The sequence below is a fragment of the Tatumella sp. UBA2305 genome, from assembly GCF_002345795.1.
Lineage (GTDB): Bacteria > Pseudomonadota > Gammaproteobacteria > Enterobacterales > Enterobacteriaceae > Tatumella > Tatumella morbirosei.
This window is the reverse complement of sequence record NZ_DDVT01000015.1, coordinates 685,767-701,135: the sequence shown is the minus strand read 5'-3', so window position 1 is coordinate 701,135 and position 15,369 is coordinate 685,767. Positions and strand designations below refer to the sequence as shown.

Here is a 15,369-nt window from a genome sequence, read left to right as displayed (position 1 = left end):
TGGCGCCCGGAGCTGCCGGAAAACCGTTAATGCCTTCCGTCGGCCAGACAGCCACCGGGCAATGGTATTTTGCCGCGGGTGGCTGGGTACCCAACAACCCGCAGTTACCGGTTACCCACGTCAGTATACCTGAGGCTGCAGTGACGGATGCCACCGCTGTAAGTCATCTGCTCCGACAGCACGGCTGGCTGGCACAATGGCAGGCGGCATCTTTCTCATTTCAGCATTTTCACAGTACCATCCATCAGCTTCTGACTGTGATGCAGGGAGAAGGAGTGATGCGTGTTGGTGGGGCACAGGGGAAACTCCGGAGTTTAACAACGGGAGACATACTGATTTTGTCCGCGGGTACCGGCCAGCAACTCGTCAGCAGCAGTAGCGATTTTCAGGTGCTGGCTGCTTACCCCGAAGGTCAGTGCCGGGATGTGTGCTGCAGTGCCATTTCTTCTACGGCGCTCCGGTGAATGGCCGGAATGCCGATGCCTGACCATGCACCATTGGTGGCTGTACGACAGGAGGTATGAAAGTCAGGCCAGGTAATTTTTCTGATTATGATCAGTACGCCATAATGGCAACTCACTGCTGACAGAGGGGTGCTAAGCTTTATTTGCCTTACCCTTACGGGATATTTTGCGGCGCTGTTGTCAGCGAGCCGCGACCGGAGTCAGAAACTAATACTCCGAAAACCTCAGGAGAACCTGCATGAAGCGAATAACACAATCTCTGTTACTTACTGGTTTACTGGCACTCTCTTCGGCAGCGCTTGCCGCACCTTTCAGCCTTTCCTCAGACAGTTTCAGTAACGGTGGGGTAGCACCGTTATCGATGGGCGGTGGTGGTAAATGCCCCGGCAATAATACCTCTCCACAACTCAGCTGGAGTCATGCTCCGGCCGGGACAAAAAGTTTTGTACTGTTAATCGAAGATCCGCAGGGGGCAAACGGGCTGGGTGTGATGCATTTCATCGGTTATGGCATCGATGCGACCCGGCATCAGTTTGCCAGCGGTGAACTGGCGAAAAAGTCGCTGTATACTTCCGGTATTAATGTGCGTGGTGGTACCGGTTATGCCGGACCTTGTCCGCCGGCCAATGCGGATGTCCATAATTATAACTTCACCCTGATAGCCACCGATCTGGATACTCATGCGTTGTCAGAAGGAATGGATAAAGCAGAACTGGCGAAACAGTTGAAAGGTCATACGCTGGCTGCCGCAGGAATTGTTGCCCGTTATGAATTACCTAACCAATAAAGAGGAACAGAGTATGCCTGAAGTCGTAGTTAATCTTGCCGCCGGTCGCAGCGAAGAACAGAAAGATCAACTGATGCAGGGTATTTTTGAAGTCGTCAAAAATACCCTTGGTGTGAAAGATGAATATATAGTCGTTTCTCTGAATGAAGTACCAAAGCAGCATAAAACCCGTGGCGGCAAACGTTTCGACAAGCTGTAAATTACTCTGATTCTACAGAGTAAAGTGCGGCAGCCACTGAGTGCTGCCGCCTGTACGGCGTCTTAGCGCTTCAGCCTGAGTATCAGCCCCAGTCCGACCACACAACAGGCCGCCCCCACCGCAAACACCGAAGAGTAACCCAACTGAGTCGCCAGTACCCCGGTCAACGGACCGGTTGCTGCGTATGAGACATCCTGAAATGCTGCGAAAGTTCCCATGGCGGTCCCTCTGACCTGCGGTTCGACACGTTTGACCACTTCCACTCCTAATGCCGGGAAGATCAAAGAACAACCGAAACCGGTCAGTGCGGTACCTGCCAGCGCTAGTGCCGGTTGTGAGGCAAAAAAGATTAACAACAGACCCAGCGTTTCAATGACAAACGAAACCAGTGCCACCGGTAATCCGCCCACCTTATCCGGCAGGTGACCAAAGAAAATTCTCATACAGACAAATGTCCCACCAAAACAGGTGAGCGCCAGCCCGGCATGTGGCCAGCCCTGCGATGTGAATAGCAGCGAAATGAAAGTACCGATCACCGCAAACCCCACACCCTGGAGAAACAGTGCAACGCCTAATGGCCAGATATGACCCAGCATCTGCCACATGGAGACCGGCTTACCGTGATGCGGTGCGACACCAGGAATACGCAGATTATTCAGTAATCCCAGCAGAGGCAGAATAATAACGGATGCACCGAGAGCCAGGAAACCCCAGTGCTGATTAATCACCATCCCCAGTGGAGCACCGGCCGCCAGCGCACCGTATATTGCCATCCCCGCCAGCGACATCACTTTCCCGGACTGTTGCTTGCTGACCAGCCCCAGTCCCCAGGTCAGGTGACCGGTGATTAACTGGCTCTCACCGAAGCCAAGCACCAGACGTCCGGCAATCAGAATCCCGAATTTAGTCAGGTTATCTACCGGCAGCAGATCGGCGGCAATGTAAGTGGTACCTGCCAGTATACAGGCACAGATACCCTGCAAATTAGAACGTTTCCCTCCTCGGCTGTCGGCCAGACGACCGGCGTAAGCCCGGGTCAGCACGGTGGCCAGAAACTGAATACCCACGGCAATACCCACCATGGTATTGCTGAGTCCAAGTTGATGGTGGACATACAATGGGATCACCGGTAACGGCAGACCGACGCAGAGATACGAGAGAAACAGAGAGACAGAAATAGGTAACAGGTGATGGCTGCCGGCAGACGCTGGCGGATTCAGGGTATTTTCAGATGACATAACATTACTCACTGTGCCCGGAAGGCATTTCAGGAACGCAAAAATCTTCCGTCAAAAGATCTTTGCGGAAGTCGTGCGTTGGGTAACGTTAACGCTTACGCGTAACGGACTGACCGTTACGGAAATAAAAAGCATAGCCGGAGGATACTATTCACTGAACTGATTAATTGCAAGAAGATGCAACAATTCGGCAAATATCACTGCCAGCGATGCGCCGCCGGTCCGAAGCGCAGCAGCGCACAATCAGAGCTGAAACACATTATCCGGCGGAAACCCCTGGAGGATTTGCAGAGCGGAAGCGTCGGGAACAGAGCAGTGCCAAACCAGCCGCCATCAGCAGGCTAACCAGGCCCGCACACAATACCGCCAGCGAAAATCCACTGGCATAGGCGTGCCGTGTCAGAGTCAGCAGTCCATCGGGGTCAGTTATCACCTGACGATTAACCGGGATGACGTTCAGAGGCTGTTGATGAATATGCTGACCAGTGAGCTGATGCCGGGCATACAAACTCATCAAGCTGCCGAGTAATGCGATACCCAGTGTCATTCCTGCCTGGCGTACCGCATTCATCGTTGCGGAAGCCATCCCGGCCAGGGGGGCATCGGCACAACGCATTATCAGCCCACTGACGGCGGGAATAGCCACCCCCATGCCGGCCCCCAGGATCATCAGCCACAGGGCCATGCTGCTGTAATGACTGTCAGCCTGCAACAGTGACAACAGTAATAAACCTGCGCCAATCAGGATAAAGCCGCTGATCGCCAGCGATTCACTGCGAAATCTGGCAGAAATTCGGCCAAACAGTGATGAAGTTACCGCCATTGCAATAAATTCAGGGGCCATTTTCCAGCCGGTCTCATACGGAGTTTGTCCCTGAGCCTGTTGAAGAAACAGAGAAATTAAAAAAATGCTGCTGTAGGAAGAAAATCCGAGAACCGCCGAAGCCAGGGTATAACCCGAGAAATGTATATTGCGGAACAGGCTGAGTGGCAGCAGAGGACGGGCAACCCGATGCTCTGTCCAAATCAGGGCGACAAACGCCAGTGCAGACAACAATAATGAACCGCAGGCCGCAATGCTTAACCCGCCATACTCGCCAGCAGCAATCAGTCCGTAGGTCAGACTTCCCAGGCCCAGGATACTCAGTAACTGTCCCAGCGGGTCAAGTGCGGCATGCTCCGGATGTGAGCTGTCCTGTAAGCCATAGGCGCCCAGCAACAGAGCAATTACCCCCAGCGGAAGGTTGATCACGAAGACAGATGGCCATCCCGCGCTGTTGACCAGCCAGCCGCCGAGTAACGGTCCCAGAGCCAGTGAAACAGCACTGACGGAAGACCAAAGCCCAATCACCCTTAACCGGGCCTTCTGTTCAGGAAACGCATGAGCCAGCAATGTCAGAGCTCCGGGAATAATAGCGGCTCCGGCAATGCCCTGTATCACACGGCCTGTCAGCAGAACCGGTAATGAACCAGACAAGGCACAGACCGCTGACCCTAAGGTAAACAATGCAATACCGGCCATCCAGATCCGTTTACGCCCGTAACGGTCCCCCAGCGGGCCAGAGGAAAGGATTAACCCGGAGAGGCACAGCGCGTAAGCATCGACTACCCACTGCAATCCCGCCATATTAGTGTTTAAAGAGGACTGCATTGTGTCGAGGGCGACATTGACAATGCTGATATCCAGTGATGCCATGAAAGTGCCCAGGCAAACGGCAATCACCAGCGCCGGACGCTGAAACTGTTGCATAAGGAGTGACCTGATTATCCGAATTAAATGATAATGATTGTCAATATAGTTTGTGACTGACCGTCGGTCAATGGATTATTAGCCGCTAAGTGAAACCAGGCCGACTGGTCAAGATCCGCAACATCCGTTACGATGACCACGAAATGCCTGGTCCCGGGAAGATGACATGAAAAACACCGCATTACCTGAACACCCACAGCCCAGAACTAAGCCCGCAGAGGTCCGGCTGGATGAGCTGATGGATGCGGCACAACATTTATTTATGAGTAAAGGGTTTGAAGCCACCACAGTCAGTGACATCGTACGTGATGCAGGCGTCGCCAAAGGCACCTTTTATCACTATTTTGCCTCGAAGAACGAAATGCTGGATGCGTTACGTGAACGTTTTACCCGACAATTTATGGCAACCATCCAGCAGGCCGTGGAGAGCTGTGCAGTCGGAGACAGTATTGGACGGCTGAGGGCCTGGTGCCATGCCGGAGTTGCCGCCTATCTTCAGGGAATGGATCTGCACGATACGCTGTATCACGACCATCATTATCATACCCGTGGCAACCGGGACCGCGATGCGGTGCTCAGTCAGATTCTGGCAATTCTTAGCGCAGGGCAGGAGGCGGGTAGCTGGAAATCTGACGATCTGTACCTGACCGCCATACTGATGTATCACGGGATGCATGGCGCGGTGGATAATATTGTGGTGAGCGACCCGTTACAGGCGGAACAACTGGCTGAAGCTTTAACACGTCAGTTTATGCATCTGCTCAGTTGCCAGCCGGAGTAAGCCATATAGTTGACCGGAAGTTATCGCCTGCAGGCCAACTACTGTTCTGGACGACTGGCTTATAAGGTAATAATCTCCAGCACTATGCCCTGTTGTTGCCACTGCGCTGCCTGCCGGATCATGCTCTGAGTGAGTGTGCCGTGGCTGACCAACAGCCAGCGTCGTCCGGCGACCACTTCCGGAGCCAGAGTGTCCGGGACCTGTGGCAGTACGTCAAACCGGTAATCACCCCCGCTGCGTTTAAGTGCTTCCAGCCATACTTCGCCGGGGTCAGCCAGTTGCCAGCCGCTGATCAGATAATTGTCGCCGCGGCTTTTACGGTCTTTGTCCAGGCAGAAGGCAGTATAAGTGATAATTATACCGTCAAGAATTTCACGCAGCGTCATCATGGCCGGTACCCTGGCGGTAAATTTACCGCGCAGTGGACGCAGTAATTCGGTGACCAGTTCTGAACGCGGATAGTCACGCCCTGCGGTGTAAATCTGCTGGCGTAATGCTTCTGTTTTACCTGCTTTCAACAGTTCCAGCATGTGCTCCTGTAACTGTAACCAGTTATTGGTAACATCCTGCTCAGGCCGGCTGAGCAACGGCCTCACCTGGCTGACCGGTACTCCCTTTTTTATCCAGTCGAGGATTTTCAGCGCCAGTTCAATATCTGCATCGTTGTACAGACGATGACCTCCTTCGGTACGCTGCGGGTTTAACAGCCCGTAACGCCGCTGCCAGGCACGCAAGGTGGTTACATTAATGCCACAACGTTTAGAAAATTCACCAATCGGATAAGCCATGCCACACGCCTGAAATTGAAAGTGACGCTAATATACTACGGCTAAGCCCGACGGGGGAAATTCAGCAGAAGGTGATGCCCGGGGCTGGCTTAAGCTAAGCGCATTCTGACAGGGTAATCTGCCAGTCAAGGCTGGCGGGGAATGAGCAGGCCATGAACATTTTATCAGAGTGTCGCGCCCGCTCTGTCTGTTATCAGGGCAAAACACAGAGCGGGTGAGATCAATTCACGGCCTGACAGGATTATCCGCCGGTCGCTAATGCAAAGCGTTTTTTCATCACTTCAACGATATCCTTTTCGTCAATCTGCTGTTTTACGGAACCCTCGGCAGTAATGGTCTTTAACGTATTACCCAGTAATATCAGCCGTTGTGAGGCGTTATGCAGCATGATCAACCGCTTCTGCACAAAAATGGTTTCCGGGTGGGTAGAGTTCAGGTAATTCGCCGGCAGAAAATCAACCCATTCGGTCGGCGACAGGTCGAAGCTGTACTGGTTGGCCCACATGCCTTCGGTCTTTGCCTGCAACAGATACACGCCTTCTTCATTCTTTGTCAGCCGAAAGGTATCAAAATCCTGGGGAATCTCGCAGTCAGTCATATCCAGCGCCAGCGGGGCACGAATACCATAACTGCCAAATCCGAGATCACAGAGCCACTGACGGCCTTCAGTTTCCGCGACCAGCGCCATATGGGTTTTCGGACGGCGGGCGGGGTAAAACATCGGCCGGGCGGCGACAAACTGGTAACGAATACCGGATGCCTGTAATGCCATGGCGAATAGCCCGTTCAGCTCATAACAATAGCCACCACGATGCTGATACAGCAGTTTATCGGTGATCTCTTCAGGGATCAGTGATACCACTTTACCGGCCTGCACATCCAGATTTTCAAACGGGATGGCAAACAGCTGATGACGCATCAGTGCATGTAGTGTCGCAGTGTCGGCCGCCGCCGGGCCGGTGTAGTGAATACGACGAAAATAGGCCGAAAGATCAAAGTTATCGCTGTGCATAATGCCTCCGTGTCTGGTTGATGTCCGTCACTATAGATGGCTATGCAGATTGGCTGTATAGTCAGATTTATTGAAAATTACCCTGTACAGATTGTTTATGTCAGTTGTAACTCCTATGCCCCCGCAGTACCGACGGATAGCTGAAATGTTGCGTCAGACACTGGTTTCAGGTGTTTTACAGCCCGGTGACCGGATGATTTCAGCCCGTAAGCTGGCTGAGCGTGAACAGGTCAGCCTGCCGACGGCGCTGGAAGCGCTGCGTTGTCTGGAAGCAGACGGGTTGATAGAGGCCAGACCACGTTCCGGCTATTTTGTCAGCCAGCAGAACCACAAAACTCCCCCCCCTCAGCCAAGCTATGCTGACGGCCCTGTCCCGGTGACACTTTCGGCGGTGGCACGTTCGCTGTTCAGCAGTACTGAAACGCGGCTGGTGCCACTGGGGGCAGCACTTCCTGATCCAACCTGGCTGCCGACCGACACGCTGCAACGGGCATTGCAGTCCGCCGCACGAAGACTGGAGGCCCATGGCCAGAGCTATAGCCTGCCACCGGGCCGTGCCGATCTGCGTAATAAGATAGCGTTACGAGCGGCTCGGTGGGGAGCCAGCTTTAGCGCGGATGAGGTGATTATTACCGCCGGGGCGACCCAGGCCCTGCGGCTGGCACTCAGAGCCGTGTGTCAGCCTGGAGATGTGGTGGCTGTTGAGCAACCTGCCTATTTCGGTACGTTGTTGTTACTGGAAGATTTGGGGTTACAGGCGTTGCAAATTACGACTGACCCGGCAGAGGGTATGTTGCCGGAAGCTTTGGCTGAGGCGATTCAGCGTCACCGTCCTGCAGCGGTGCTGGCGTCACCCTGCGTACAAAACCCGCTGGGGGCCAGCATGCCGCAGCCCCGTAAGCAGCAACTGGTGGCGGTAACCGAAAATGCAGGAATACCGCTGATAGAAGATGATGTCTATGGGGATCTGGCAGGAGAAGGACAACGACCACCGGCCTGCAAGGCATTCGACCATCGTGGTAATGTGATTTACTGTAGCTCGCTGTCAAAAACACTTGCTCCGGGCTGGCGTATCGGCTGGATAGTGGCCGGCCGTTATCATGACCGGGTATTACAGGCACGGATGGCGGGTGACTGGGCCGGAATACCGTTGCTGGAAGCCGCCACCAGTGACATCCTTGGCAGTGGTGACTATGACCGGCATCTGAAGCGCCTTAAGCAACGGATACACGATGGGATTCAGGCAGTCATCCGTCAGGTCAACACCAGTTTCCCGGCGGGGACACAGATAAATATCCCGGCCGCTGGCTTCCTGCTGTGGGTCGAACTGCCATCTCAGGTCAGTGCTCCCGAGGTCCACCGCCAGGCATTAATACAGGGGATCGGTGTCAGCCCTGGCCCGTTGTTTTCGCCCGGAGGGGAATTACATCATTATCTGCGGCTAAATTGTGCCAACGAACCGACACCACAACTGCTACAGGCGGTGGCGACGATTGGTGAGATATGCTGCCAACTGGCGGCAGGGCAGTAAAAAACCGGGAAGCGACACTGTACACTGTTAATAAAGTCATCTGCAGGAACTAAACAGAGGATCACCCTATGCAGCAAATTGATTTTTATATGGTCGATGCATTTACCTCCGCGACTTTTGGCGGTAATCCGGCTGCGGTTTGTCCGCTTGAACAGTGGTTGCCCGATGAGCTGATGCAGAAAATGGCAAAGCAGCACAACCAGTCAGAGACAGCCTTTTTTGTTGTAAATGACGATGGCTTTGAGCTGCGTTGGTTCACCACCCAGAGTGAAATCAACCTGTGCGGACATGCCACCCTGGCGGCGGCGCATGTGATTTTCGAACATCTGAATTACCCTCACGACACCATTAACTTCACCACCCGGTTTGTTGGTCCGCTGTCCGTATCTCGTGAAGGTGAATGGCTGATACTGGATTTCCCGGTCTGGTTAAGCGGGCCGGTGCAGCAACCGCCTGCATTGCTGACAGAGTGCTTAGGTATCACCGGTTACCGGGAAGTCCGGGCCGCACGGGACTATCTGGTGGTGCTGGAAAATCAGCAGCAGGTGGAAGCGATTCGCCCTGATACATTTGCCATGCTGTCACTGGATAAAATGGTCTGTGTGACAGCACCGGGAGACGGCGGGTATGACTTTGTCAGCCGTTTCTTCTGCCCGGGTGAAGGCGTACCGGAAGACCCCGTCACCGGTTCCGCTCACAGCATGTTAATTCCGTACTGGGCCGACCGGCTGGGTAAAACACAACTGCGGGCTTACCAGAAATCTGAGCGCGGCGGCGAACTCCGTTGCCAGCTTAACGGCGACCGGGTACTGATCGGCGGTCAGGCAAAAACCTATCTGGTGGGGAAGGTGTGGCTGGACTGAGGGGGAGAGGCGGATCTTATCCGTAAGAGAGTGAGCCCGGCTGACAGGCTAACCGTCCGGTTCAGCAGTATTACAACGGTATTCAGCATAACTGCCCAACCCATGAACTGGCTGCTTATCATGATAAAAGGACCAGACCACGTTTGAAGATTATTTTGATGCGTCACGGAAAACCGGCATTTACCAGTGCGAAAAAGATCTCTTCCTCAGCAATGGCTGAATGGATAAAACAGTATGACCTTTCCGATACTGGTGATGATAAGCCACCAGAATCCTGCCTGGAACTGGTAAACAGGCCATTGAAGACGTTAAGTAGTCCGTTACCGAGAGCAGTTTCCTCTGCCAGTAAGCTAAAACGGCTACCTGAAATGACCTGTGAGTTGTTCAGGGAGGCTGAACTACCGGTATTGTCTGTTCCACTGCTAAAGCTGTCACCCTCCCACTGGGCAGTTATCTTTCGCGTACTCTGGTTGTGTGGTTTGTCCCCGAATTCGGAATCTTTATCCATGGCGAAAGCACGCGCAAAGCAGGCTGCGCAATTGCTGATAGATACATCTACAGAACACAACCAGTCTGTGCTGCTGGCAGGGCACGGTATTATCAACCGGCTGATTGCCAGGGAACTGATATCACAAGGCTGGACAGAGAGCTCCCGGGGAGGCAAAGGGTATTGGGGGGCCGCCGTCTTTGAGTCTCCCCGGGGAGATTAACCTACAGCGTTTAGTTGATCTGCTGTTCTGGTTAAGCTGGCGTTTTAATGTTTAAAACTTACAGCAGGGATTTCCAGCGATATCGTGACCGCATAATATCTCGGTCATAACGGTCCGCTGAAAGGAAAAATAATGAAACTGACAGAGCTGTCGATTGAAGACTGCATCGAACTGCGGCATGAGGTTCTGTGGCCGGATTTACCCCCGGATGAAAGCCGGGTTCCGGGAGATGAAGTTGCCCGCCATTTTGGTATTGTCAGGGACGGTACTGTGATTAGCTGCCTGTCTGTTTTCTGTGATGGTAAAGACCGGGTGCAGATCAGAAAGTTTGCCACCCGACAACAACTACAGGGGCAGGGGATAGGAACGCTACTCCTGAAAGCGGTTTTAAGTAAGCTGCAACAGGAGGGTGTGCGAAGCGTGTTTCTTGATGCCCGTCTGACTGCGGTTCCTTTCTATCTGCGCGCCGGTTTTATCACCGAAGGCAACCCTTTTGTCCGCAAGGGGGTTAGGTTTATTCGGATGACTAATAAGCTTCAGTAAAGAGCGATATTGAAATGACTGGCCGCAGATAGCATCCGTTGGATGCTTGCTGTTTTGATAGCGATTAATAGGGTACTGGTTAGATTGTACCGTTCGCCACCGGTGAATTCATTCCACTTTAACAGAATCAGTTCTGATAAGTGGTATATACAACGGGCAGACCAAAACATCACCGTGCTGTAAGAGGGCTATCAGATGAGTAGAGGCCCTGTGAAATGAAAAATCCACGCAACTGATTGGATTTTATGGCTTTTTGTGATTCATCAAAAAGGTCAGATCCTCTGATTTAGCCTGGCAGGGATATTGGGAGGAGATCAAAAGTGTGAACATTCTGTAAGCTGAATGTTGTGCTGATCATATTCATATGCTTTTGGAGATCCCGCCGAATATGAGTGTATCGGGCTTTAGGGGTATCTGAAGGGCAAAAGCAGTCTGATGCTGTATGAACAGTTCGGGGATTTGAAATTTAAGTATAGAAACAGGGAGTTCTGGTGCCGGGGATACTATGTAGACACGGTAGGCAAGAACACGACAAAGATACAGGAATATATTAAGCACCAGCTTGAAGCGGATAAAATGGGAGAACAGTTGTCGATCCCATATCCGGGAAGCCCGTTTACGGGCCGTAAGTAATCCAAAATGCAAATGTCAGATTGCGACGCGCCTGTTAGGGCGCTGCTGGTAAGAGAGCCTTACAGGCGCATTTGAAAAACCTCCGGCTATGCCGGAGGATATTTATTTCACACCGTTTATTGCACAGCTTCACCTTGCTGAATAACAGAAATAACCTGTCTTGCAGCCGCAGAGAATGCCACATTTAGCTGTTTCGACTGTGCGATAAGTTTTTCCAATAGCTTTTCATTACCGAGTTGCTGGCTTAAGAAGTCGGTGACATGGTTTATTTCTTTTAATCCACTAGCCCCGGACTCTTTAAGGGTTCTCAACTGTAGGTCTTTAATCCTCACGCGCAGTTGCTGAACACGATCAAGATCATCTTTCAGCGCCTTGTCATACAGTTTAAAGACGCTGGTAATCTTGTCTGTATAGCCCGTTGTAATGTTATGCCGTTTATTTTTGGACAGTAAGAAATCATCAAAAGTCAGGCCAGACGTCGCATAACGCCGTTTTCGCGTTGATGAGTATGCTGTTATTCCGGAGCAACTGATATCAGCCAAAGTCAGTTCATCGGCTACTGTTTCCATAATGGCTTCAGTATCATCCTGGGATTTCACGTCTGCTTTATTCAGAATGAGATACAGATCTTCGCCCCGGAAAGGTAACTGGCGAATAAACTCGATGTCTGTCTGTGAGATTGTTCCCGCAGGATCCAGACCAATCACCCAGATCATTGCAGAGCAGGGTTCAAGAAATTTTACGCTGGTGTCCCTGTCGGAAGCTTCGACCAGACTGCCGGAGCCGGGGTTATACCCAGGAGTATCGATAAGGCAGATATTCTCGAACAGAGCTTCATCCATCGGCGTTTGTAGGCTGATAGTTGGCATAATACTGCGAAGATCAAAGCCAAAAGTAGCGACGTAATCGTGTGAGAGCGTTTTGTAAATCTTATTACTCAGGGGCACGCTGCCACCATTGTGGGCATAGCCACAAATCCGTGAGTACGGGGCGCAAACCACAAAGCTTGGGATCACCGTTACGGGGTTCATTCCGGTCGCCAGCCTGATGCTGCTGTCTTTAATAAAGCTGTTTATAAACTCCGATTTCCCGCTGCTGAACCCCCCAGCCACCCCGATGAGGGTTTTGCCAGACGCCGGTGGGAAGGTATTGGCCTGTTCGAGTTCGCTGGCGATTTTTTGCAGCGCCAGCAAGGCTCCCGCTTCATTGGCAAGCGATGACTCTTCTGCGGCAAATTCGGCGTAATTGTTGTTGAGCAGGTTGCGGAACGTATCAAGGCCAGGATTTTTGGCGGGGCTTGCCGCCAGAATGGATTGCACCAATGTGAAGCGTTCGTTCAGCGTCAGGTTATCCTGATGGAGCTGGGTATAATCCTGCTGTAGCTGCTGATGAGTGGTGTCCAGTTCGTGTTTTAACTCTTGCAAAACCTGAATATTGGCGCGGTTTTTTGAAAGCATTGCTTCCACTTCGATAACGCTTGCGTTCAGCGAAGCAACCTGCTCTGTTAACTGCATATCGCGGCTGACCTGCTCAATGCGCTGCGCCTCAAGGTCATCTATTTTGGCGGTTAAAAAGTGCTTTTGTGCGTCCTGTGCCAGCTGATGACGTTGCGTCAGGTCGGAAATCTTCTCGCTGTGCTCCGTTTCCAGTAATGTCAGCCTTTCCTGATGGCCCAGTGTCAGGTCTGATATCTGCTCATTCACCTGCGCTTCAAAATCACTCAGCATCTGCGAAATGGCCGACGCCAGCGGTTTGCGCTTAAAGCACCAAAAATGGCTGAGGGTCTGAAGGTCGGTATAGATCGTCTGATTGATCTGAAGAGATTCTGTCATCATGCTTTCTCCTGCAATTGTGCGGAGAAACGCCTGAGGCGCTCAATGGTCTGCGTACCGTTTTCTACCTGGTTGGTGATTTGCAGAATTTTTAAATCCAGTTCACTGACGAAAGCATCAGATATTGGTATCGACATTGACTTTTTCGCCTTCTCAAAAAAACGATCAATACTTACGTAAACCTCGACACGAAATCTGGCCGAAAAATTATTGGCAAAATCAATATACTCTTCGGCAGGTATGCCTTTTAATTTCCCTCGCGGTTGTAATTCTGGAGGTATCGCAATTTCAGGGGAGAAAGAGGCCGGTTCGAGTTTTGAGAGAACAGTAAGCACTGTGTCTGCGATCATATTAGGGTCACATTCACCTTCCAGTGTTTTATCAACAAGCGGCGCGATTTCCGCACTGATTTTTTTATCTAAATCATAGGTTTGTTTTTGGTATGAATGCATTAATTTTTTGGCAAAATCATACGTCACGCCTTGCAGCGCAGCATAAATCTGAGCGGTAAACACCACTTTGCTGGTGCGGGTGATCGTTTCCGTACCACCGCCGTACAGCTTACGAGCCAGCCAGTTTCCTGCGCCAGATTTATCACGGGTCTCCTGGGTAGTTTCGCTGGATGTTTGCTCGTCGATTGAATTATTGGCTTGCTTAAAGAGTTTATCTGCCTCGTTATTTAATCCGGTGGTGACCCCGTGATAATACTGTTCTAAACAATCTCTGTAAGTGACATTGAGTTTTTTATCCAGCACGTTACGTTTTAACTGTAATTGTTTACGCTGTTTTGTTAGCGCGTCAAGGTCAGTGCTGTTGATGAGCGTAATACGCTGTTGAATTTGGTTTTGCAGTTCTGCCACAAACGCGTTAAACGTCTGTTCTTTACGTATCAATAATGCCTGCATTTTCTGCGCGATAATTTCATCTTTTTTCCGCCGTACCGCATCAAGTCTTTTTAGTATATTGTCGGTGTTCGCCAGCGCTGCCAGACTGTTACGTGTTAATTCATTATTATCGGAGCTGAAAAAATCAGCGTAATCATGCGTAAGATTATCCCAGGTGGTTTTTTCATTAGCATCCCAGCAGGCGGGATCCTCAAGCCGTTGTGAAAGCCCATGCGCGACCCCTGAGCAATGCATCAAATGCTGCTCGGGCGAGCGAATAATAGCATTAAAGACGGTGCCGATTTCAGGGTAGCTGCGCTTGAGGCTGCTCAGAGTGTTGGATGCCCGCAGAGCGAGTAGTTTTTTAATATTATCGAGTGCGTCGCTGATTCGTGGGCGTTTTTCACTGCCGTAAAGTTGCGTGTCGACCTGGCTTGCCAGCAGCACCAGCTCCTGAACGCCCTCCTTAGCCGTAATTCTCCCCATCAGTTCCAGATCGTTTTCATTTAAAAACTGGCCGGTGGGACTGACAATAAAGATCACGTCACAGGTTTTTAGCAGGTCAACCGTACGCGCTTCACGGGATTGGACGGGATCGTTCATCCCCGGTGTATCGATAACGCGAATATCCTTAAGCGAATCAAGCGGCATGGCAATATGCACTACTTTGGTAAAAGGCATATATTTTCCGCTTGTGCCGACATAATTGAGCAATTCTGTGGAGAGGGCTTCTCGGCTTTCTGGCTCAATAGCCCCAACATGTTGTAGATCACTATGGTTCAGTCCTGACTGCTGCATGCGTTCAGATTGATCAAAGGCAGCGCACAAGTCTGGCAGGGTATTCTGGATCTCAGCAAGAGCATGTTTGTGAATGAGACTGGCTATTTTCTCTTCATCAAGTGGTTGCGATGTCGTCGCCCTTGCAGCATAGTCTTCGTATTTCCGATCTTTTATTCTTTTCAGCTCATAGCGGTAGGTGTTCGCATTGAGTTCAATCTGCTTAATATCTTCCGGGGTAAAGAACTCAATGGTTGCGTGAAATGTTTCGCCCCAGGATAGCGTTGTCAGTGCTGCTGTCATGGGGGTTGCCGCTTTTGGCAGAATATTTTCCCCGTCGAAAAACAGGGCGTTCAATAGCGATGATTTTCCAGCCTTGACGCGTCCAACGACACCAATGTTCAGCTGGCGACCTTCCTTATTCAGATTCGTATACGCAGCTTCCAGTGACGTGGCGGTATCAAGAAGGTGCTTATTCTTTAGCTGCTGAATTTCCTGCTCGAAAAGGTCATGTATATCAGGATACAGGGCTTCGAGGCTGCGTGTTTTAGCTATCAGTGAGTAATAGTCCATATTC

Annotated in this window: 14 protein-coding genes and 1 pseudogene; 9 read left to right on the top strand and 6 right to left on the bottom strand. The window is 51.4% G+C overall.

The window, feature by feature from the left end; translation table 11 throughout:
* Positions 1-29: 29 nt before the first annotated feature.
* The 3 genes from B3Z23_RS09650 (at position 30) to B3Z23_RS09640 (ending at position 1,450) form a co-directional block, all read left to right on the top strand.
* Positions 30-464 (top strand): cupin domain-containing protein, encoded by a 435-nt coding sequence (locus tag B3Z23_RS09650; protein WP_294907385.1) that lies wholly within the window; start codon positions 30-32, stop codon positions 462-464.
* 238 nt (positions 465-702) lie between these two features.
* Complete coding sequence (locus B3Z23_RS09645) at positions 703-1,251, top strand: YbhB/YbcL family Raf kinase inhibitor-like protein (protein ID WP_294907381.1); 549 nt, start codon at positions 703-705, stop codon at positions 1,249-1,251.
* The gene (locus B3Z23_RS09640; protein ID WP_294907379.1) at positions 1,232-1,450 is read left to right on the top strand and encodes a tautomerase family protein; all 219 of its coding nucleotides are present in this window, start codon (positions 1,232-1,234) and stop codon (positions 1,448-1,450) included. The genes B3Z23_RS09645 and B3Z23_RS09640 overlap by 20 nt, the downstream gene beginning before the upstream one ends.
* Positions 1,451-1,512: 62 nt before the next feature.
* Here B3Z23_RS09640 and B3Z23_RS09635 read toward each other — a convergent pair whose 3' ends face one another.
* Positions 1,513-2,688 carry an MFS transporter gene (locus B3Z23_RS09635; RefSeq protein WP_294907376.1) on the bottom strand — a complete coding sequence of 392 codons (1,176 nt, stop codon included), beginning with the start codon at positions 2,686-2,688 and terminating at the stop codon, positions 1,513-1,515.
* A 259-nt stretch (positions 2,689-2,947) separates the two neighbouring features.
* Positions 2,948-4,438: an MFS transporter gene (locus B3Z23_RS09630; protein ID WP_294907374.1), complete on the bottom strand. Its 1,491-nt coding sequence runs from the start codon at positions 4,436-4,438 to the stop codon at positions 2,948-2,950.
* 166 nt (positions 4,439-4,604) lie between these two features.
* Here B3Z23_RS09630 and B3Z23_RS09625 point away from each other — a divergent pair, with 166 nt between their 5' ends.
* Positions 4,605-5,219: a TetR/AcrR family transcriptional regulator gene (locus tag B3Z23_RS09625; protein ID WP_294907371.1), complete on the top strand. Its 615-nt coding sequence runs from the start codon at positions 4,605-4,607 to the stop codon at positions 5,217-5,219.
* 59 nt (positions 5,220-5,278) lie between these two features.
* Here the strand turns inward: B3Z23_RS09625 and B3Z23_RS09620 are convergent, their stop codons facing one another.
* Positions 5,279-6,007, bottom strand: a complete 729-nt coding sequence (locus B3Z23_RS09620) for a MerR family transcriptional regulator (protein WP_294907368.1) — start codon at positions 6,005-6,007, stop codon at positions 5,279-5,281.
* Between the two features lie 241 nt (positions 6,008-6,248).
* A complete protein-coding gene (locus tag B3Z23_RS09615; RefSeq protein WP_294907365.1) occupies positions 6,249-7,019 on the bottom strand; it encodes an arylamine N-acetyltransferase family protein in 771 nt (256 codons plus the stop codon).
* 97 nt (positions 7,020-7,116) lie between these two features.
* On the opposite strand from B3Z23_RS09615, the gene B3Z23_RS09610 reads away from it, so the two are divergent.
* The 5 genes and pseudogenes from B3Z23_RS09610 to tnpA all read left to right on the top strand — a co-directional run.
* On the top strand, positions 7,117-8,550 hold the full coding sequence (locus B3Z23_RS09610; protein ID WP_294907362.1) for a PLP-dependent aminotransferase family protein: 1,434 nt from the start codon (positions 7,117-7,119) through the stop codon (positions 8,548-8,550).
* A 68-nt stretch (positions 8,551-8,618) separates the two neighbouring features.
* Entirely contained in the window at positions 8,619-9,413 is a 795-nt protein-coding gene (locus B3Z23_RS09605) for a PhzF family phenazine biosynthesis protein (protein ID WP_294907359.1), read from the top strand.
* A 143-nt stretch (positions 9,414-9,556) separates the two neighbouring features.
* Positions 9,557-10,123 carry a phosphoglycerate mutase family protein gene (locus B3Z23_RS09600; RefSeq protein WP_294907356.1) on the top strand — a complete coding sequence of 189 codons (567 nt, stop codon included), beginning with the start codon at positions 9,557-9,559 and terminating at the stop codon, positions 10,121-10,123.
* Positions 10,124-10,255: 132 nt separating this feature from the next.
* Positions 10,256-10,666: a GNAT family N-acetyltransferase gene (locus tag B3Z23_RS09595; protein ID WP_294907353.1), complete on the top strand. Its 411-nt coding sequence runs from the start codon at positions 10,256-10,258 to the stop codon at positions 10,664-10,666.
* A 337-nt stretch (positions 10,667-11,003) separates the two neighbouring features.
* Positions 11,004-11,299: pseudogene (gene tnpA, locus B3Z23_RS09590) on the top strand (IS200/IS605 family transposase); the annotation flags it as partial.
* Between the two features lie 116 nt (positions 11,300-11,415).
* On the opposite strand, the gene B3Z23_RS09585 reads toward tnpA, so the two are convergent.
* A complete protein-coding gene (locus B3Z23_RS09585; protein WP_294907350.1) occupies positions 11,416-13,134 on the bottom strand; it encodes a hypothetical protein in 1,719 nt (572 codons plus the stop codon).
* On the bottom strand, positions 13,131-15,365 hold the full coding sequence (locus B3Z23_RS09580) for a dynamin family protein (protein ID WP_294907347.1): 2,235 nt from the start codon (positions 15,363-15,365) through the stop codon (positions 13,131-13,133). The genes B3Z23_RS09585 and B3Z23_RS09580 overlap by 4 nt, the downstream gene beginning before the upstream one ends.
* Positions 15,366-15,369 lie beyond the last annotated feature (4 nt).

Excerpts from the sequence above, each read along its gene's own strand:
- B3Z23_RS09580 (WP_294907347.1), bottom strand. The coding sequence starts at position 15,365 with ATGGACTATTACTCACTGATAGCTAAAACACGCAGCCTCGAAGCCCTG.
- B3Z23_RS09625 (WP_294907371.1), top strand. The coding sequence starts at position 4,605 with ATGAAAAACACCGCATTACCTGAACACCCACAGCCCAGAACTAAGCCC.
- B3Z23_RS09615 (WP_294907365.1), bottom strand. The coding sequence starts at position 7,019 with ATGCACAGCGATAACTTTGATCTTTCGGCCTATTTTCGTCGTATTCAC.
- B3Z23_RS09640 (WP_294907379.1), top strand. The coding sequence starts at position 1,232 with ATGAATTACCTAACCAATAAAGAGGAACAGAGTATGCCTGAAGTCGTA.
- B3Z23_RS09605 (WP_294907359.1), top strand. The coding sequence starts at position 8,619 with ATGCAGCAAATTGATTTTTATATGGTCGATGCATTTACCTCCGCGACT.
- B3Z23_RS09630 (WP_294907374.1), bottom strand. The coding sequence starts at position 4,438 with ATGCAACAGTTTCAGCGTCCGGCGCTGGTGATTGCCGTTTGCCTGGGC.
- B3Z23_RS09585 (WP_294907350.1), bottom strand. The coding sequence starts at position 13,134 with ATGATGACAGAATCTCTTCAGATCAATCAGACGATCTATACCGACCTT.
- B3Z23_RS09635 (WP_294907376.1), bottom strand. The coding sequence starts at position 2,688 with ATGTCATCTGAAAATACCCTGAATCCGCCAGCGTCTGCCGGCAGCCAT.
- B3Z23_RS09595 (WP_294907353.1), top strand. The coding sequence starts at position 10,256 with ATGAAACTGACAGAGCTGTCGATTGAAGACTGCATCGAACTGCGGCAT.
- B3Z23_RS09650 (WP_294907385.1), top strand. The coding sequence starts at position 30 with ATGCCTTCCGTCGGCCAGACAGCCACCGGGCAATGGTATTTTGCCGCG.
- B3Z23_RS09620 (WP_294907368.1), bottom strand. The coding sequence starts at position 6,007 with ATGGCTTATCCGATTGGTGAATTTTCTAAACGTTGTGGCATTAATGTA.
- B3Z23_RS09645 (WP_294907381.1), top strand. The coding sequence starts at position 703 with ATGAAGCGAATAACACAATCTCTGTTACTTACTGGTTTACTGGCACTC.
- B3Z23_RS09610 (WP_294907362.1), top strand. The coding sequence starts at position 7,117 with ATGTCAGTTGTAACTCCTATGCCCCCGCAGTACCGACGGATAGCTGAA.